The 17,673-nt window shown below is 53.0% G+C and carries 12 protein-coding genes; 6 read left to right on the top strand and 6 right to left on the bottom strand.

Features of this window, described 5'->3' with window-relative positions:
* The 3 genes from OB13_RS12990 to OB13_RS12980 all read right to left on the bottom strand — a co-directional run.
* A partial coding sequence (locus OB13_RS12990) for a hypothetical protein (protein WP_461490598.1) occupies positions 1-236 on the bottom strand: 236 nt, incomplete at its 3' end.
* A 300-nt stretch (positions 237-536) separates the two neighbouring features.
* A complete protein-coding gene (gene folK, locus OB13_RS12985) occupies positions 537-1,049 on the bottom strand; it encodes a 2-amino-4-hydroxy-6-hydroxymethyldihydropteridine diphosphokinase (RefSeq protein WP_461490597.1) in 513 nt (170 codons plus the stop codon).
* A complete protein-coding gene (locus OB13_RS12980; RefSeq protein ID WP_461490596.1) occupies positions 1,042-1,899 on the bottom strand; it encodes an alpha/beta hydrolase family protein in 858 nt (285 codons plus the stop codon). The genes folK and OB13_RS12980 overlap by 8 nt, the downstream gene beginning before the upstream one ends.
* A 190-nt stretch (positions 1,900-2,089) precedes the next feature.
* Here OB13_RS12980 and OB13_RS12975 point away from each other — a divergent pair, with 190 nt between their 5' ends.
* Complete coding sequence (locus tag OB13_RS12975; protein WP_461490595.1) at positions 2,090-3,070, top strand: polyprenyl synthetase family protein; 981 nt, start codon at positions 2,090-2,092, stop codon at positions 3,068-3,070.
* A 339-nt stretch (positions 3,071-3,409) separates the two neighbouring features.
* A complete protein-coding gene (locus OB13_RS12970; RefSeq protein ID WP_461490594.1) occupies positions 3,410-4,033 on the top strand; it encodes a class I SAM-dependent methyltransferase in 624 nt (207 codons plus the stop codon).
* 433 nt (positions 4,034-4,466) lie between these two features.
* Here the strand turns inward: OB13_RS12970 and OB13_RS12965 are convergent, their stop codons facing one another.
* Entirely contained in the window at positions 4,467-5,642 is a 1,176-nt protein-coding gene (locus OB13_RS12965; protein ID WP_461490593.1) for a peroxiredoxin family protein, read from the bottom strand.
* Positions 5,643-5,898: 256 nt separating this feature from the next.
* Here OB13_RS12965 and OB13_RS12960 point away from each other — a divergent pair, with 256 nt between their 5' ends.
* Positions 5,899-8,178: an aconitate hydratase gene (locus tag OB13_RS12960; protein WP_461490592.1), complete on the top strand. Its 2,280-nt coding sequence runs from the start codon at positions 5,899-5,901 to the stop codon at positions 8,176-8,178.
* A gap of 129 nt (positions 8,179-8,307) precedes the next feature.
* On the opposite strand, the gene OB13_RS12955 is transcribed toward OB13_RS12960, so the two are convergent.
* The gene (locus OB13_RS12955; protein ID WP_461490591.1) at positions 8,308-11,634 is read right to left on the bottom strand and encodes a S8 family serine peptidase; all 3,327 of its coding nucleotides are present in this window, start codon (positions 11,632-11,634) and stop codon (positions 8,308-8,310) included.
* Positions 11,635-11,813: 179 nt separating this feature from the next.
* On the opposite strand from OB13_RS12955, the gene paaN reads away from it, so the two are divergent.
* Positions 11,814-13,487 carry a phenylacetic acid degradation protein PaaN gene (paaN, locus tag OB13_RS12950; RefSeq protein WP_461490590.1) on the top strand — a complete coding sequence of 558 codons (1,674 nt, stop codon included), beginning with the start codon at positions 11,814-11,816 and terminating at the stop codon, positions 13,485-13,487.
* Between the two features lie 53 nt (positions 13,488-13,540).
* On the opposite strand, the gene OB13_RS12945 is transcribed toward paaN, so the two are convergent.
* Positions 13,541-13,837 (bottom strand): sll1863 family stress response protein, encoded by a 297-nt coding sequence (locus OB13_RS12945; RefSeq protein WP_461490589.1) that lies wholly within the window; start codon positions 13,835-13,837, stop codon positions 13,541-13,543.
* Positions 13,838-14,056: 219 nt separating this feature from the next.
* Here OB13_RS12945 and OB13_RS12940 point away from each other — a divergent pair, with 219 nt between their 5' ends.
* Positions 14,057-16,444 (top strand): TonB-dependent siderophore receptor, encoded by a 2,388-nt coding sequence (locus OB13_RS12940; RefSeq protein ID WP_461490588.1) that lies wholly within the window; start codon positions 14,057-14,059, stop codon positions 16,442-16,444.
* Positions 16,445-16,516: 72 nt separating this feature from the next.
* On the top strand, positions 16,517-17,653 hold the full coding sequence (locus tag OB13_RS12935) for a PepSY-associated TM helix domain-containing protein (RefSeq protein WP_461490587.1): 1,137 nt from the start codon (positions 16,517-16,519) through the stop codon (positions 17,651-17,653).
* Positions 17,654-17,673: the final 20 nt, after the last annotated feature.

The raw sequence follows: 17,673 nt of genomic DNA, 5'->3' as shown, positions 1-17,673 counted from the left end.
ACAACATCAACGAAAACGTCATTTTCTCTTAGTTCTTCTAAGTTTATCGTACCCCTTGCCTCTAACACCTGTAACTTTTCACCGATTTGAGTCATCCACTCTGCTCTTCTTTTTTCTAAGGGAGGTATAACTATTAGTTGTAATAGCTCGGCAGCAGCAGCACCGAATACAGGAATAGAACCAAGTCCTGCTCTAACTACTGCGTATCCTAGATCCTTCTTTTTATCTATATCCATTATTTACATTTTGCCAACTACTGTATAAACGACAACATACGCTTATCTGCACTATGTATGGAGATCTCACATCTCTTACTTTTATAAGAAAACGCCATGAAGCGATTCATTTGAATAGCTTTACATTATATATACATAATACAATATAAGGACATATTCGGATATAACAACAATTTGGACTGATAGTAGAGTTTTTTGTCTTGGAGAATAAATGGAACAGTTAAAGTATTACGTAGCCACATGGACGTACCTGCATACTTTCTCAGCCATAGATTTCCTATGCAGGTATAGGCTTTTGAATTATTCAGAGTTGAGAGCGTTTTGCTTCCCCTCTTCATACACCCGCACTTCCAGTTCATCTGGGCATATTTCCAGCAGCGCTTCTATGCTCTTGCCGAGTACCGGGTGCAACAGCTTAGGTGCGATCTCTGCTAAAGGCAGTAGCGTGAAGCGGCGCAGGTGCAGCTGAGGGTGGGGGATGGTGAGGCGCTGACTCTGCAGCACAAGATCGTCATAAAACAGGATGTCGATGTCGATAACGCGGGTGCCCCAATGCTCCAGGCGAACCCGTCCCAGGTCCTGTTCTATCTGGTTTATGGTGAGCAGTACCTGTTCGGGCGTAACTTCGGCCTGTACTTCCAGTACCTGGTTCAGGAAGGCAGGCTGGTCAGTATTGCCCCAGGCAGCTGTTTGGTAGAGGTGGGAGCTGCGCACAATGGCGCCTACCTGCGCGGCAATGCGTTCGCGGGCCTGCTGCAGGTAGGCGGCGCGGTCACCGAGGTTGCCACCCAGCAGGAGGTATAGCTTAGGCATGTTTCCGGAAGAAATCTATCGTCAGGTCAGCTGCTGCTCGGGCTGCATCGGGTAACTCCTGGTGCTCATAGGGGTGCTTGCCCCCGAAGGAATGGTCGGCTCCGGGCAGCAGGTGCATCTCAGCGTCCGGTTTCCAGCCCTGCAGGTCATGGGCCATCTGCACCGGCAGCGTTTCGTCCGCTTCGCCGTGCAGGATCAGGAGCGGTTGCTGCATTCTTTGGATCACTTTTGGTATCTCGAGGCGCCCGATGTTGGCCAGGTAGTCTTCCACGATCTGGTAATAGAGCGGCATGCGCAGCCCGGTGCGCGCATTGGTCACCCACTGCACACCTTCCTTCTTCCATTGCTGGCGTTCCAGTTCGTCCCACCGCTGGTCAAAGTTGTTTACCGCGGCCCAGGTAGCCACGGCTTTCACGCGCGCGTCTTCGGCTGCTTTGAGGATCACCGAACCGCCGCCACGGCTGTGCCCGATGAGGTAGATCCGTTCCAGGTCCATCTCCTGCTGTGGCAGGGGCCCCTCCTGGTCGTGTACCAGATCCAGGAGTGCTTTCAGATCTTCGAGCTCGATGCTGAAGTTGTTACGGCCGAAAGCTTCCATGTCGTGCAAATCGGAATAGTTGTCGACGGTGGTGCCGTTGTGGGAAAAGTTGAATTTGATGAACACGAAGCCCTGCTCTCCGAAATACTTGGCCAGCAGGTTGAAGTGCCCCCAGTCTTTGAAGCCTTTGAAACCATGGGTATAGAGGACCACAGGCTTCCGGTTGCCGTTCTGGGTATAGGTCACGTCGGCTGTGAAAGGCCGCGCGTGTTCCGGGTATACGACAAAGTCTACTTTCAGTGTGTCTGCCATGGTTTTTGAGGTAGTATGTACTGGGTTTTGTAGCGGCAATATAACTAAAATAGGTATGCAGCAAACCTGTAGCGGGGGGCGCTGTTTACTGCTTACGACGCATTGCCTGTTTATTCAAGAGATTAAACGCCGTTTTAGCGTGCCATGTTTGGAAACCACTCCTACAGATAGTAATATTGCGGAATATCACATGAGCATTAGCCTAAAGGAAATACAAGCGCCCATTGCCCAGGAAATGGAGCTGTTCGAGAAAAAGTTCAGGACTTCCATGAAGTCTAAGGTACTGCTTCTCGATAAGATCATGAGCTACATTGTAAAACGCAAGGGCAAGCAAATGCGGCCGATGTTCGTGTTCTTCATGGCCAAGCTTTTTCGCGGAGACAGCATAGGCGACGCTACTTATCGCGGCGCGGCCCTCATCGAGCTGCTGCACACGGCCACCCTCGTGCACGACGATGTGGTGGACGATGCCAACTACCGCCGCGGTTTCTTCTCGGTAAACGCCCTCTGGAAAAATAAAATTGCCGTGCTCGTGGGCGACTACCTGCTTTCCAAAGGCCTGCTGCTCTCGCTGCAAAACGACGACTACGAACTGCTCAAGATCGTGTCGAATGCGGTGAAGGAGATGAGCGAAGGAGAGCTGCTGCAAATAGAGAAAGCGCGCCGCCTCGATATCACCGAAGATGTATACTTTGATATCATCCGTCAGAAAACAGCTTCCCTCATCGCATCCTGCTGTGCAGTAGGTGCTGCCTCGGCGGGTGCTTCGGTGGAAGACATTGAGAAAGCCCGCCTGTTCGGTGAAAAAGTAGGTATAGCTTTTCAGATAAAAGACGACCTGTTCGACTACGGCACCGCTGAGATCGGCAAGCCGGTTGGCATCGATATCAAAGAGAAAAAGATGACCCTGCCGTTGATCCATGCGCTGAGCGAAGCCAACTGGATGACCAAGCGCCGTGTTATTTACAATGTGAAGAACAACAACGGTGACAACAAGCGGGTGCAGGATGTGATCGATTATGTGAAATCCTCAGGAGGTATACAGTATACCATCGAGGCCATGAACCACTACCACGCCGAGGCACTGGCGATCCTGCGTACCTTCCCGCCATCCCCATCCCGCACTTCCCTGGAGCAACTCATCGCCTATACCATCGACCGGGAAAAATAAAAATTAATTGTTGGATTGTTGATTGTTAAATGGTTGGTTTTCTACTGACAGTTGACTTATCAGGTGTAGCCGACCTTTGTAGGGCCAGGTCGTGACCTGTCCGTGCGACGGCTGTGCATGAAACCTTCCATACCGCAAATTTAGCGCTAGATAAACTTGTGGCTGTACTTGAAGTCAGTTTGCACTGGCTGCTATACCTCACCACCGGTTCCCGCTTCGCTGAAACCGGCTGTATATGAGTTGTATGCACATGAATATTTGTAAACTTCTCTTCTAAATCTGTAATGCAAAGGCAAAGAACCTGGGTAGCTTTGAGGGTACAAGAAAACCTATGGAAAAATGAGTCTCAACACCAACACCTGGAACCGCCTGCGGTATACGCTATACCTGCCCGTTTACGACCTCATCGCCGACCGCATTTTCCGGAAGCACCGGCAGCGTTCTATCGAATTGCTGCAGGCCAAACCCACTAACGCGATACTCTTACTGGGAGCCGGCACCGGACTGGACCTACCCTACCTGCAAGGCTATTCCAACCTCACGGCCATTGACATTACACCCGGCATGATCGCGAAGCTGCAGGAGCGGGCGAGGCAGCTGGCTATACCGGTACAAGCGCGGGTAATGAACGGGCAGCAACTGGACTTCGCCGACAACAGTTTCGATGCCGTCATCCTGCACCTCATCCTCGCCGTTATACCTGACCCCATCGCCTGCATCCGGGAAGTGGAGCGGGTGCTGAAGCCGGGCGGCACTGCCATCGTCTTCGATAAGTTTCTGCCTGACGGATTGCGCCCTTCGGTGCTGCGCCGCCTCTTTAATACAGTAGCCAGCACGCTCTTCTCCGACATCAACCGCAGCATAGGCTCCATCGTCCGCCATACCTCGCTGCAGGTGGAGCTGAACGAGCCGGCTGCTTTTAGAGGAACGTTTCGGATTGTGCGGCTGCGAAAGCCTTTGTAATTCTTTATCCTCTTGGGTAGATCTTGAAGCAAGCCGCAACAGCCTGTCAGGTATAGCATTTGGTCAAGCTCGGTTTAGCCACACATCTTTAAAAAGGAAGAGGAAATCAGGTATGGTCGTGATAGTGACCGCTACGGGCTACCCCGGATTTTGTAGGTATGCAAAAAAGCTGTTTCGGATTTTCAATCCGGAACGAGAGCTGAAGCGGATTTCCTAATCCGCGTTAGTAGGGATAAGGGGATTAGGAAATCCCCAGCAGTCGGCTTTTGGACTGGGAAGTCCGAAAGCGCAATAACACCACCTGTTTGGGGTAGGAGGCCCCAGTCTGGAAAGAGGGCAGGGGGAGTTAAAACAACAAAGGCCGCTACCATACCAGTAGCGGCCTTTGCTATACCTTTGGATCAACTAACAACGATCAACGAATAACGAAAAGTTACTTCTCTGCCAGCAGCTCGTCCATCGTTTTGTTAAATTCCACTACCCACTCCTCGTAATACTTACCCGTGCCCGGGCCTGAGAAGCCGGTGTGTATTTTGCGCACTTTGCCTGCCCTGTCGATGAAGATAGTAGTCGGGAAAGAGAGTACATGGTTGAGAGCCGGAAGCGCTTTGGCTGCCACTTCTTTATCCGCTATACCTCCGTAGAGCAGATCGTATTCGATATTGAAACGCTCCTGCATGCGCTTCAGTCTTGGCACTGCCTGTTCGTATCCAGGGGTCCTTTCGAAGCCTAAACCAATGATCTCCAGGCCACGGTCCTTGTTCTTCGCGTAATAAGGTGCCAGGAATTGCGTCTCGTCCATGCAGTTCGGGCACCAGGAACCCAGCAGCTGCACCAGCACCACTTTGCCTTTGTATTTGTCATCCGAGAGCGACACCTGCTTGCCTTCTGTGTTAGGGAACGTGAAGGAAAGCGATTCATAGCCTGGCTTCAGGTAGGTGAGGGAATCGGCACGGGCCAGTTCGGCATTCTCGTTGCGTGTGGCAGTCCAGGTCTCGTAGTCATACAGACCGGCAAAGTACTCGCCCTGTACCGTCTTCTCATCCTTCGGTGCTGCCTTGAACAGGTAGTCGTGGTTGCCGTCGAAGGTCGAGAGTTTCAGCTGGTCGCCTTCCACCTGTCCTTCCAGATAGCGGTAGTCGCCCGTCTCGGTGAGGAAGGTGCCGGTTACGTGGTTGTCCCTTTGCTCAAACATACCAATAGCCGGGTAGCTCTTGCCATCCTTTTTGGTAAATACCACTTCCCACTTGCCGGTATAGTCATAGGTAGCCGGAGCCGGGTTTTCCTTAAAACGGTTTGTTTTGCCATGTTCAGCCGTAAAGGGAACAGAGTACGGTTTCTTGAGGTCATTGCGCGTAAAGCGGCCTTCCATCTTGTCGCCCTTCACTTTTGCAATCAGGTCCGCGTCGAAAATGTGCAGTCTTATTTTCAGGGAGTCTCCTTCCGTCTTGATGTCATCCACCAGGATGCGCTCTTCGCCATTGATCAGGTATAGCGCCGGATTGCCGTCTTTCTCCTCCACTTCCATGATAAACGGAATTTCCTGTTGCTGGGCCTGCAGGACAACGCGCCATGGGCCGGGCTTTAATGTGTTATCTGTCGATGTCATAGAATTACAGGATGATAGCAGCTGCGTAAGTGACAAAGCCAACAACAAAATCAGCCTCATCGGGGTATTAAAACAAGTGTGTCTCATGTCACAAAATTACAACAAGGATTTATTAAATGCGACACATGAAGAGGAATAGCTTGCAGCCGGGTCTAATTGTTATATTCATGATGGCTAATGTTGTGCTTAACCTATCATATTTCGTACATTTGTAGACTTCACAAGGAAGCATTAAAAAATTAACAATAGCAAAACTATGGCATTTGATTTAGGAATGATCAAGGCAGTTTATGCCGGAATGGCCGAGCGAGTGACTGCTGCCCGTACCCGGGTAGGCAGACCGCTGACCCTGACAGAAAAGATACTGTACGCACACCTTTACGAAGGTCCGGCTACAGGGGCTCATGAGCGTGGTCAATCTTACGTGGATTTCGCTCCGGACAGGGTAGCTATGCAGGACGCGACGGCCCAGATGGCCTTGCTCCAGTTCATGCAGGCAGGCAAACCGCAGGCAGCTGTGCCTTCTACTGTACATTGCGACCACCTGATTCAGGCAAGAGTAGGTGCTGACCAGGACTTGCAGGACGCTTACCATGAGAACAAGGAAGTATATGATTTCCTTGCTTCCGTGTCGAATAAATATGGCATCGGCTTCTGGAAGCCAGGTGCTGGTATCATCCACCAGGTGGTACTGGAAAACTATGCTTTCCCGGGCGGTATGATGATCGGTACAGACTCACACACACCGAATGCCGGTGGTCTGGGTATGATCGCGATCGGTGTTGGCGGCGCTGACGCCGTTGACGTAATGGCCGGTATGCCTTGGGAACTTAAGTTCCCGAAAGTGATCGGTGTGAAGCTGACCGGCAAAATGAGCGGCTGGACTTCCCCGAAAGACGTGATCCTGAAAGTGGCCGGTATCCTGACCGTAAAAGGTGGTACAGGTGCTATCGTGGAATACTTCGGCGAAGGTGCTGAAAGCATGTCCTGTACGGGTAAAGGTACCATCTGTAACATGGGGGCTGAGATCGGAGCGACTACGTCTGTGTTCTCTTACGACGACAGCATGCGCGCTTACCTGCGTGCAACCAACCGCGACGAGGTAGTGGAACTGGCTGATGAGGTAGCCGAATACCTGCGCGCCGATAACGAAGTTTACGCTGACCCAGCAGCTTTCTACGATCAGCTGATCGAGATCGACCTGAACACTTTGGAGCCACACGTAAACGGACCATTCACACCGGATGCAGCCTGGCCAATCTCTCAGTTTGCTGCTGTGGTAAAAGAGCACAACTGGCCTTCCAAACTGGAAGTAGGTTTGATCGGATCGTGCACTAACTCTTCGTACGAAGACCTTACCCGTTCTGCTTCTATCGCGGAGCAGGCTGTTAGCAAGAAACTGGTCGCGCAGGCTGAGTTCACCATCACGCCGGGTTCCGAACTGGTACGCTTCACGACAGCCCGCGACGGTCTGTTGGATACGTTCGCTCAGATGGGCGGTGTGGTACTGGCGAATGCGTGCGGTCCGTGCATCGGGCAGTGGGCGCGTCACACAGATGACCCGAACCGCAAAAACTCTATCATCACGTCTTTCAACCGTAACTTTGCCAAGCGTAACGACGGTAACCCGAACACACACGCGTTCGTGGCTTCCCCGGAGATCGTAACCGCTTTCGCTATCGCCGGTGACTTAACTTTCAACCCGCTGACCGATACCCTGACGAACTCGGATGGGGAGCAGGTAATGCTCGACGAGCCAAGAGGCATTGAGCTTCCTCCGCAAGGCTTTGCCGTGGAAGATGCAGGCTACGTAGCTCCGGCTGAAGACGGAAGCCGCGTAGAAGTAGTGGTTGATCCGAAATCTGACCGTCTGCAGTTGCTGGAAGGCTTCAAGCCTTGGGAAGGTACCGACCTGAAAGGGCTGAAGCTTTTGATCAAGGCGCAGGGCAAGTGTACGACAGACCACATCTCGATGGCTGGTCCTTGGTTGAAATACCGTGGTCACTTGGACAACATCTCCAACAACATGTTGATCGGTGCCATCAATGCTTTCAATGGCGATTCCAACCGTGTGTTTAACGACATGACCCGTGGCTACGACACCGTACCTGCCACTGCCCGTACGTATAAGGCTGCCGGTATCGGTACAGTGGTAGTAGGCGACGAAAACTACGGTGAAGGTTCTTCCCGTGAGCACGCTGCCATGGAGCCGCGTCACCTGGGAGTTCGTGCCGTTATCGTGAAATCCTTCGCGCGTATCCACGAAACCAACCTGAAAAAGCAAGGTATGCTGGCCCTGACGTTTGCAAACAAAGCAGACTATGACCTGATCGAGGAAAACGACACGATCGACATCCTGGGTCTGGAGAGCTTTGCGCCTGGTGTGCCGCTGAAAGTAGTGTTGACACACAAAGATGGTTCGCAGGATGTGTGCCAGGTAAATCATACCTACAACGAAGGCCAGATCGAGTGGTTCAAAGCTGGTTCAGCGCTCAACCTGATCCGTCTGAAGCAGAAGCAATCCGCTAACGCTTAATACGGCGACAGAGATAATCTTAGTAACAGAAAAGCCCCGCTCTTGAGCGGGGCTTTTCTGTTTTATGTGGTTTTGAAATCAAGCCGGAAACGGCAGTGTCAGGTATAGACGGGAATTGCCTGGCCCAGCCTATTGCCGCAGGATGACTGTTCGTTTGGTGATGGTCGCATCCTTGAAGGTGATGCGGGTGACGTAGACGCCTTCGGCTATACCTGTCAGGTCATACACAGCTTCTTCCGGGCTGACTGACTGCAGGGGAGGAGTAACCGTCTTTCCTACAATATCTGTCATGCGCAGCTCGGGAGCAGGACCGCCGGAAGGTAACTTCAGATAGAGCTCCCGCTGCGCCGGGTTGGGGTAGAGTTGAAGCTGTCGGTACAATTCCTCGTCCACGGCCGAAGGAGCCGCCTGCAGGACTTCGATCTTTTGGCTAACGGTGTCGTCCAAGCAGCCATGCGTGTCTTCCACGATCAGTTGTACCTCATAGGTCCCGGGCGTGGTATAACTGTATTCAGGATCTTTGTCTGTCGAGGAATCTCCGTTTCCAAAAGTCCAGCGCCAACTCTTTCCGAGCCGGCTCTCATTTTTAAAGCTGATAAGACGGCTTGCCTGCAACTGTTCCTTTTCCTGCTGAATGCTGAATTTCGCCTCGGGCGCCTCCGCTAAGGTATAGCTGATGGGTACGACCGCGCTGTCGAAGAGAGAATCGGCATTGCTCACATAAATAACGGTGCTCTCACTGAGGGCAGGAATCTCGAAACTCCCGCCGGTAGAAAGCAAGGAAACTTTGGACTCGTCGGCATAAAAATTAAAGTTGGTGCCACCGGCCGGGGTATAGGTGATGGCCGTACCGGGACAAACGGTGTCGCTGAAGGCCAATGGAATGGGGCCCGATTTCATACGTTGGTAGCGCTGTTGGGCAGCGACTGCATGTTGTTTCAGATCTGTCAGATCGTCGCCGGCCAGTATGGCAAAAGCGATGGTCCGGGAGGCACCAGGAGCCAGCATATCAGCCGAAGTGCCTACTACATGCGATACATCATTGCCGCTGCCGTTTCCCCAGGCTTTTTTGCGGCCGACGCCACCCGAAAGCGCCCGGTATTTTTCCTGTGTGCTGAAGCCATCCGCAATCGCAAAAGTAGAGGAACCTCCTGCCAGGTTATCGATCGCATAGTACGAAGGAGCCGTATTGGTCAGCAGTTTTATACCTGTGTAAGGCAGCGTATAGCCCGTGTTGTAGACGTATCCCATTTTGTTTTCCGCGTCCCAGTCGGCTGCGTTGGTATAGGGATCCCCTATGTTCCAATCTGCAAAAAGTCCGGCGTATAAAGTCTTGATCGTGTCCGGTGTGATATTCTGAATAGAGTACTCTACAATCACGTAGTCGGCATCCGTTTCGCCGGACCAGGCCATCCCTTTATACTTTACCTGCACGCCCGCCTGTGCCGGGGCCGGATATTTGTCCTGCATGAGTCCCCTGATTTCCTGCTGGGCTCGCCCGGTGTTGTAGTGCATGCGCGGTGAGGTGGCCGAGAGGAAATCATTATCCGTTTGCCAGGAGGCATTGCGTACGTTGTCTGACACGCGGGTCGGTTCAGCGGCCACCAGCAAGCCTGCTTCAAACAGCAGCGAACTGCTTCCCTTATACCGTATACCTACTCCCTGGTTGAAGTTGAAGGCATTGTAGCCGATGTTACCCCTGCTGTTGAGGGTCACGTGCAGGTTGTTGGCGTCGAGGGTAATATGGTCGGGGTTGACGGGCAGCTGAATATATTGAAAATCTGTGAAGGTGCCATCGGTAAAGCCGAGCCGGAAGGCAATCCGGGCGTTTTGCGGTGCGTCCGCATTCACTATAAACCTGTAAGGCTTGCCCGCATTGCTGGCAGAAGCCAGTGTCGCCATACCTCCGGCCGTGAACTCATCCTCCAGTATGTGGACATAAGGCGAAGGGCTGGTCAGTTTTACATTCAGGGCAGTGGTTGGGTCGAGGTAGTTGGTCAGGTCGATGTGGAGGAGCAAGGTGTCGCCAATCTGCGCCACTTTGTTGCCTGCCAGCGCAAAAGAGGTACAGCGGACTGCTTTGACGTTGGGTTCTTTGAGCGCCCGCTTTACATTGAGCCGGCCTTTGCCCAGCATTTCGATATAAGCTGCATTGCCCGGAAGCTGGTAGATGTTGTCGGCGGTAGACCGGAGGCGTTCCATGACCTGCAGCGCGTTCAGGAAGGGGAACCTGGACCGCACCAGGGCGGCTGCACCGGCTACCATGGGGGAGGCATACGAGGTGCCGTAACCACGGCCGTAAGTGTTGTCCCCGCTCTGGGAAGTCGTATATATGTTGGAGCTCGGCGCGCTGAGGTCGATCTTATAGCTCCACGTCTGGCCTTTGGTTTTTACGTCGTTGTTGATGCCGCCTACCGAGAGCACATTGTCGTACGAGGCCGGGTAAATGTTGACGTTCGCATCCGTGTTTCCGGCAGCGGCTACGACCACCACATCCCGGTTGAAGACGGCATAGTTGATGATGTCCTGTTCGTATTGCGAAGAGCCCTCGCCGCCCCAGGACAAATTGATGATGCTGCAGCCTTTGTCAGCCGCATAGACGATGGCCTCATACCCTCCGAAGCTGCCCGTCGGGGTAGACGGAAAAACCTTGATCGGCATAAGTTTTGTTTTGAAGCCCACGCTTGCCATACCTTTGCCGTTATCCGAGTCAGCGCCGGCGGCACCGGCTACCCCGACGCCGTGTCCTTTATAAGGCGAGTCATCATCCGGGTTGTTGTCTCTATCGGCGAAGTCCCAGCCATAGAAGTTGTCCAGCAAGCCGTCGCCGTCATTGTCTATTCCATCGATGGGGTCATCGTGGTTATACTTGATCTTTCGGACGAGATCTTCATGCGTCAGGCGAAAACCGGTATCCAATACGCCGATCACAATGTTTGTGTCACCTTTTTCCACGGACCAGGCATCGTACGCTTTGATCAGTTTCAGGTAGGCCTGGGTAGTTTTGGTGGAGTCGGAGGAGGGGTCATTGGGCTGATAAAGGGGCACCCGCTCATACAGGGGCTCTACATAGGCCACCAAACCGGTCGCCAGCAGGGTGCGTTGTACCTCTTCAAAGCTTTGACCCGGGGTATAGGAAAGCTCGTAGATCAGGGAGAGGTCGACACCGCTCTTGCGGGAGTTGGGGGCAGGGGCCTTACCCGGAAATTTTTGTTGCACCGCCTTCGCCCCGATCTGCTGTAGCGCGGACTGCAGGACCAGGTTGTTGCCCGAGGCCAGGCGGAGCTGGCTGTTCTGTTGTGGTGCCTTTAACTTGTAAACGACCGTATGGGGCTTGGTACCGTTGCCCAAAGCAGGTATAGCTGATTGCGCCTGTGCAGCCAGAAAAGGGATAGCCAAAAAAAAGTAGAGCAGGCTCTTAACAAAGCCCTTCAGCACTAGCCAACGGGTAGACATTGTATCCTATTAAACTATTTGGTAAAAGAGAGAAACCCGGAGGTGAGGCCAGGAAGTCAGACATAAAAGCAAAAGGAGCGCGGGGAATTTTCAGCGGCTTCCCCTGCATTTCAAAAAAATACGTAACTTTCCAAAAGAATGATTCTAATATATGTGTTTAATAATATAAAATAAATACTATGACACCGGATTTGAAAAATAAACATATTTCTACGATAGATACAGCCGTGAAAGCGCTGCATACGCGGAGCTTTTTCTCACACTATCCGGAGAATCCTCTGCCGGAAATTTACGGAGAGAACGCGGACAAAGAAGGCCGGGAAAAGTATAAGTCGCTACTCAACAACAGGTTTGAGGAGCTGCTGCAGGAAAACCCGGAAGCCTGGGTAGGGCAGGAGGAGACGCCTTACGAGCAACAGCCGCTGGGTGTAAAGTACCCGTATTTCAGCGTAGAAACCCTGATCGCACGGGCTGACGAAGCCTTTCATCAGTGGCGCAAGGTGAAGCCGGTTGACCGTGCTGCCTTGCTGGTAGAGTCGCTGGAACGTATGAAGAACCGTTTTTTTGAGATCGCCTATGCGACCATGCACACGACCGGGCAGGCCTACATGATGTCGTTCCAGGCATCGGGTCCGCACGCAGCTGACCGGGCCCTGGAGGCCATTGCAGCCGGCTACGAGGAGCAGAGCCGCTTTCCGGAAGCGATGGAATGGGAAAAGCCGATGGGCAAGTATAACCTCAAGCTGAATAAATCCTGGCGTGCCGTTCCGAAAGGGATTGGTCTGGTGATCGGCTGTTCTACGTTCCCGACCTGGAATACGGTGCCGGGTATGTTTGCCAGCCTGGTGACGGGCAACCCGGTGATCATCAAGCCGCACCCAAAGGCCGTGCTGCCGATCGCGATGGTGGTAGCGGAGGTACAGAAGGTACTGGCTGAAAACGGCCTCAACCCAAACATCTGCCAGCTGGCAGTGGATGCCGAAGATCACCTGATCACCAAAGAGCTGGCCGAGCACCCGAAGGTGAAGCTGATCGATTATACGGGCGGTACCGAGTTTGGGAACTATGTGGAGAGCCTGCCCGGAAAGGTAACATTCACGGAGAAGACCGGTGTGAATTCAATCATCCTGGACTCGGTGCAGGACCTGGACAAGGTGGCACAGAACCTGGCTTTTTCGCTCAGCCTCTATTCTGGCCAGATGTGTACGGCTCCGCAAAACATCTATGTTCCCGAAGGCGGTGTAAAAGTGGGAGGAGAGACGGTGCCCTATGAGGAGGTGGTGCAGAAACTGGCAGATGCCGTGACCGGACTGGTGAACAACCCGAAGGCAGGCCCGCACATCCTGGGGGCTATCCAGAACCCGGCCACTATGGAGCGCGTGAAGGATGCAGCATCGATCAAAGGAAAAGAACTGCTAAGCACCAGCGATTTCAGCAATCCGATGTTTGCCAACGCCCGCACCAGCACCCCGGTGATCTACGAAGTGGACGCGACAGAGAAGGAAAGCTACAGCCGCGAACTGTTTGGACCGATCGCCCTGGTGATCAAAACCAAGGATACCGATCAGTCTATTGCGATCGCTAAGGAGATGGCGCAGAATTACGGTGCTATTTCGTGCGGCGCATATACGACCGATGAGGCGACCAAAGAAAAGATCATGGATGAGATGAGCCTGGCGGGTACGCCGGTGAGTTTCAACCTGACTGGCGGCATCTATGTGAACCAGAATGCGAGTTTCTCTGATTTCCACGTAACCGGTGGCAATCCGGCGGGCAATGCATCGTTTACCAATCCGGAGTTTGTGATCAAACGCTTTACCTGGGTTGGCTTCCGGGAGCCTGTGATGAACTAATCCGGTATAACCGAAGCAAAAAGCCCCGGCACTGACAGGTGCCGGGGCTTTTTTTATTTGAACAGGTTGTCCATGTCTTTTTTGAGGTTGTCGAGTCCGTCCCGCAGGCCCTGCCATTTGCTTTGGCTGTCGTCCTGGTCGTTGAACTTCTTGGAAATCAGTTCCCGCTTGGCCTCCAGCGCCGCAATATGCTCGTGGTAGGTATGGTTAGAGTCTGCTGTCGTTGCGTTTACGCGTCCTTTCAAAATCTTGATCTTATTGTCCAGTTCATCCAGGCTCTTCTGTATCTCTTCGCGCGACAGGTGAGCAGGAGCCCGCATATGCTCAGGTTTCAGATTGTAAGTATCCATATTCTTTGGGTTAAGCTGTATCTTCTTAAAAATAGCCATGGCTGGCAATCTTCCTCTAAATACTCTGAAACGGTTAAAAAGGATGTACAGCAGGAGCCGGTTGCGGGAAGAAAGCCCACTTTTGGAACTATTTAGAAAAAATCTAAATAGTTGTTTTGACTTATGAATTTGGTGAGTACTTTTGCTGCGCTTCTTAGAATGAATCTAAATAAGAATTACATGCACCGTCTACTCTCCATTATTTGTGCACTCGTGCTATTGGCACACAGTTCCTTTGCACAGGACAAAGGCCGTATCGAAGGCCGTATCGTTTCAGAAAGAAATGAGCCCCTGCTGGGGATAAGTGTAGCCCTCGAAGGTACCATCCTGGGCACGACCACGGATGAAGAAGGAAAATACGTGATCCGGACAGTTGCCCCTGGTAACTATACCCTAGTAGCGACCAGCCTGGGATTCGCTACCGTTAAAAAAGCGGTCGAGGTAAAGGCAGGTTCAACCGCCTCCGTATACCTGCTGTTGCCGTCTTCCTCGAACACCCTAAACGAGGTAGTGATCAACGCAAACCACAGCGGGGAGTTTGTGCAGCCCATCGGCTCAACGGCTACCAAAATGGAAGCTCCGCTGAAGTCGGTGCCGCAATCGGTGCAGATCATATCGCGGCGCGCCCTGGACCAGATGCAGGTGATCCGCCTGGACGATGCCATGCGCAACGTAAGCGGTGTGACCATGGAGACAGGCTTTGGCGGCCGTACGGATATTTTCCAGATCCGGGGTTTCCGCACCAGCACCGAAAGTATCTTCAAAAATGGCTTCCGCAACAGTGTACGCACCTTCCGGGAGACGGCCAATATCCAGCAGATCGAAGTGATGAAAGGACCTGCATCGGTCTTGTATGGCGTAAGCGACCCGGGGGGCATGGTCAACATCACAACCAAAAAACCAACCGCCTATACCTTCCAGGACGTGCAGCTCACGGCCAACAGCTTTGGCCAGATCCGGCCGGCCATTGACCTGGGCGGCTCTTTCAACGAAAGCAAAACCTTTAAGTACCGACTCAATGCCGTGTATGAGAAAGGCGATACCTACCGTGACTTTGTTAGCACAGAACGCTTTTTTGTAGCGCCCGCCCTGACCTACGATTTTTCGGACAGAACTTCCCTGACGCTGGAGGCTGAGTACCTGGACCACGACCAGGCATCCGATAGAGGTATAGTGGCTTTCAATGGCGTAATTGCCGATGTGCCGAGTGACCGCTCCCTGGGCGAGCCCGATAACAAGGGTAAGCATCAGAACCGCCTGGTGCAGTACAACCTGCAACACCGCTTCAACGACATCTTCAGCCTGCGCCATGCCTCTAGCTTCACCTACTCGTCGGAGGCCCGAAAGGTAGTGGAAGCCGCCAGCCTGCTGAAAAATGATCCGACGAACTCCATGGTAGTACGCCGCCTGCAGGACCAGTACAACTTTGAGCGCAACCTGGCCACCCAGAATGAACTCTACGCTACCTTCAACACAGGCACCATGTTCGAGCACAAGACCGTCGTAGGCGTAGAGCTGGCCCGGTCCATGTTTGACATCTGGTTTAACCGCGCCAACTACGATACCCTGAATGTCTTTAACCCACAGTACAGCCGCCTGCCAAAACCAACGAACCTCGCCTTTGGCGACAGCTACCGTGATAATACGAATCTGTACGGCTTTTATGTGCAGGATTTCCTGTCTATCAACCAGCGGCTGAAAGTGCTGTTGGGAGCACGCTACGACTTCTGGGACCTGGAGAAGGTGACGGATAAAAAGAACAAAGACAACACCTTCACTACGGTGACGACCAAGCAAAGCCTGACTTCCTTTAACCCGCGCGTAGGGGTGTTGTATGAGGTATACGGACCGGTATCGGTGTATGGCAACTGGTCCAGGGGCTTTCAGCCGGAGCTGGGCCGCGTAGCCAAGACGGATGGCAGCAATGGCGCTCCGATCGAAAGCGAGTCCTTGAAGCCGGTGACTTCCGACCTGGTGGAAGGCGGCCTGAAAGTGGGCCTGCTGCAAGACAAGATAAACCTGAAAGCTGCTTATTTCAACATCACACGCAGCAATGTGCCGCTGCCTGACCGCAGAGGCGTAACAGATGCGCGGTTCAGTGAGTTTTCGGAGCAGGTAGGCGAGGTGCGCAGCGAAGGAATAGAGACAGATTTGACCGGTGAGCTGTTCCCGGGAATGAACGTGATCGCCACCTACAGCTACACCGATGCCCGCATCACCGAAGACATCAACGAAAACAAAGTAGGTATAGCCTTCCGGGGCGTGAGCAAGCATAGCGGCAGCCTTTGGGCAACGTACGAACTGCAGGCCGGTGTGCTGAAGGGACTTGGCTTCGGCGGTGGTTTCACCAGCTTCGGTGACCGGCCGGTAGATGCCACGGACAGCTTCCGGTTGCCTGGCTATACCCGCTACGACGCCACGATGTATTATGATGTGAAGCGCTTCCATGCGGCAGTGAACGTGCGGAACCTGGCTGACATCACCTACTACGATGGTTCACAATCCAGCACGGCCATCATGCCGGGAGCCCCACGCTCTGTACAGGGTACAGTAGGCGTACGGTTTTAGCAGATAAATTAAAAAATACTGTCGGCGGCACTGCATATACCTGTAGTGTCGCCGATTTTAGGTTTCGGTATTATGCGCAAATTCATTCTCCAGGTCCACTTGTGGGTAGGGCTGACAGCCGGAGCGGTACTGGCTGTGATGGGCTTCACAGGCTCGCTTTATGTGTTTCAGCCGGAGCTGACCGTGGCGCTATACCCGGAACTTTACAAAACCAGCCAACCCGATGGCACTCCGGTAGATGTGCGCACCATTGTGCAAAATGCCGAGCAACAATTCGGGAAAGAGGTCATCAGCATCAACTTTCCGATGCGGGAGCTGGAGAATTATATCCTGAAAGTGGAGGGGAACAAGCAGTGGCTGTTTTTTGATGCCGGCACAGGCCGCTACCTGGGGCAGATGGAGAATCGGCGTGGCATCATGGACGACCTCCTAGACCTGCATCGTAACCTGACCATCGGCGAGAACGGCGTCCTGATTACGCGTACCTGTGCCTTGTTGCTGGCATTCGTGCTGCTCTCTTCGGGCTTGTATATGTGGTGGCCCAAAAAGAAGCGCAACCTGAAAGATGGCCTGCGCCTCAAGCCGAATGCATCCTTCAAGCGCCGCAACTATGACCTGCACAATGTATTCGGTTTCTACTTCAGTATTCCCTTGTTGCTGGCAGCCATCACCGGCGCTTACTTCGGATTTCAGGAAAAAACACAACAGGTGGTCGATACCCTGACCCTGGCCAAAGAACCGACCCCTTACGTCAAGAAGCTCCAATCGGCATACCAGGCAGGCGTTCCCCCGCTCGATATCTACCAGGCCCTGGACCGGATGGACCAGCTATACCCGGCTTATAAGCCGCGTACGCTGGTGCTTGCCCCGGATAGCCTGGCTACCCTTAACCTGACATACCTGGCTTCGAAGGAACTGGAGGCCGGACCGCAGTACAGGCCCATGGTATACCTGGATCAGTATACGGGTGGCATTGTCTATGATTATAACCCTGAGACAGCACCTATCGGCCGAAAGCTTACCCGTAACTGGTTCGTGCCGATCCATTTCGGGGAACTGGGAGGCTGGGTGACCCGGGTGCTTTGGTTCTTCCTGGGCCTGATGCCCGGCACGCTCTGGATCACCGGCCTTCTCATCTGGACGGGCAAAAAGAAGAAGAATAAAAAGCGAGGCTACAGCATACCTGGCAAGCGCGTGGTTGCCTTATAGGGAGGTTCTGTTTTATTTAT

Source organism: Pontibacter sp. HJ8, from assembly GCF_054824225.1.
Note: the sequence above shows the minus strand (reverse complement) of the source record. Positions and strands in the feature narration are given on the sequence as shown.

What these genes read in the sequence shown, in the direction of transcription:
- OB13_RS12935 (WP_461490587.1), top strand. Translation starts at nt 16,517, where the DNA reads ATGCGCAAATTCATTCTCCAGGTCCACTTGTGGGTAGGGCTGACAGCC.
- OB13_RS12970 (WP_461490594.1), top strand. Translation starts at nt 3,410, where the DNA reads ATGAGTCTCAACACCAACACCTGGAACCGCCTGCGGTATACGCTATAC.
- OB13_RS12955 (WP_461490591.1), bottom strand. Translation starts at nt 11,634, where the DNA reads ATGTCTACCCGTTGGCTAGTGCTGAAGGGCTTTGTTAAGAGCCTGCTC.
- folK (WP_461490597.1), bottom strand. Translation starts at nt 1,049, where the DNA reads ATGCCTAAGCTATACCTCCTGCTGGGTGGCAACCTCGGTGACCGCGCC.
- paaN (WP_461490590.1), top strand. Translation starts at nt 11,814, where the DNA reads ATGACACCGGATTTGAAAAATAAACATATTTCTACGATAGATACAGCC.
- OB13_RS12945 (WP_461490589.1), bottom strand. Translation starts at nt 13,837, where the DNA reads ATGGATACTTACAATCTGAAACCTGAGCATATGCGGGCTCCTGCTCAC.
- OB13_RS12980 (WP_461490596.1), bottom strand. Translation starts at nt 1,899, where the DNA reads ATGGCAGACACACTGAAAGTAGACTTTGTCGTATACCCGGAACACGCG.
- OB13_RS12975 (WP_461490595.1), top strand. Translation starts at nt 2,090, where the DNA reads ATGAGCATTAGCCTAAAGGAAATACAAGCGCCCATTGCCCAGGAAATG.
- OB13_RS12940 (WP_461490588.1), top strand. Translation starts at nt 14,057, where the DNA reads ATGCACCGTCTACTCTCCATTATTTGTGCACTCGTGCTATTGGCACAC.
- OB13_RS12960 (WP_461490592.1), top strand. Translation starts at nt 5,899, where the DNA reads ATGGCATTTGATTTAGGAATGATCAAGGCAGTTTATGCCGGAATGGCC.
- OB13_RS12965 (WP_461490593.1), bottom strand. Translation starts at nt 5,642, where the DNA reads ATGACATCGACAGATAACACATTAAAGCCCGGCCCATGGCGCGTTGTC.